Genomic DNA, 760 nt, shown 5'->3' with positions numbered 1-760 from the left:
GAGCGGTGCTGTAGCTAATGTTGCTGCTACCAGTCAGCGTCACCCACGAAGAGCCGCCGCCAGCACCAGCAACGGGTCCACTATTCGCTCCACCGCCATAGTACCCGCCACCACCGCCGGCCCAAACACCATTACCACCTGTGCTACCTGACCCATTTGTGTTAGTACCGTTTCCAGTACCAGCAGCCGTCTGGGTAGCTCCTTTACCACCGTTCCCGCCTCCATTTCCTCCAACGGGAGTACCACCTGCACCGCCCGTAGCATTTTGCTCTTCATCAGAACCACCGGCACCGCCAGCTACGAGCAAGGCGTTGCGAGCAGCATCATAATCCCCCGTGGTTCCGTTCGTGGTAGCTCGACGTAGGTCAGTTGCGCCACCCCCACTACCGTATTCAACTGCTTTGCCTCCCCCATTATAGCCGCCCGCGCTACCAACATTTCCGCCGCGGCCACCGACACGTATGGTGAGTACCTCGCCCGGGATTACTGTGAGCATAGCCGTGACCCGTGCCCCTAGGCCATAGTTACTCAAACCCAGATTAGCCGCGACGCCGCCTGCTCCGCCATCAGCCGTGACTTGGATGCGTGTTACGCCAGCGGGAACTGTATACTGCTGCGGAGCCCCAGAGTAGGAAAAAGTAGTCGTTTGAGCGCGCAAAGTCCCAGCAGGTACTGATAACCATAAGATAGCCCAAGCGATAAGTAATCGTAGCGGTTGCTTCATAGAGCGAGTGTAGGAGGGGAAAAAACAAGGGCCCAG

1 protein-coding gene is annotated in these 760 nt (G+C 58.0%); it reads right to left on the bottom strand.

Features of this window, described 5'->3' with window-relative positions; all coding sequences use genetic code 11:
- A partial coding sequence (locus BXP70_RS29145; RefSeq protein WP_086597614.1) for a glycine-rich protein occupies positions 1-724 on the bottom strand: 724 nt, incomplete at its 3' end.
- Positions 725-760 lie beyond the last annotated feature (36 nt).

Source organism: Hymenobacter crusticola, assembly GCF_002154225.1.
In the GTDB taxonomy this organism is placed as follows: Bacteria; Bacteroidota; Bacteroidia; order Cytophagales; family Hymenobacteraceae; genus Hymenobacter; species Hymenobacter crusticola.
Note: the sequence above shows the minus strand (reverse complement) of the source record. Positions and strands in the feature narration are given on the sequence as shown.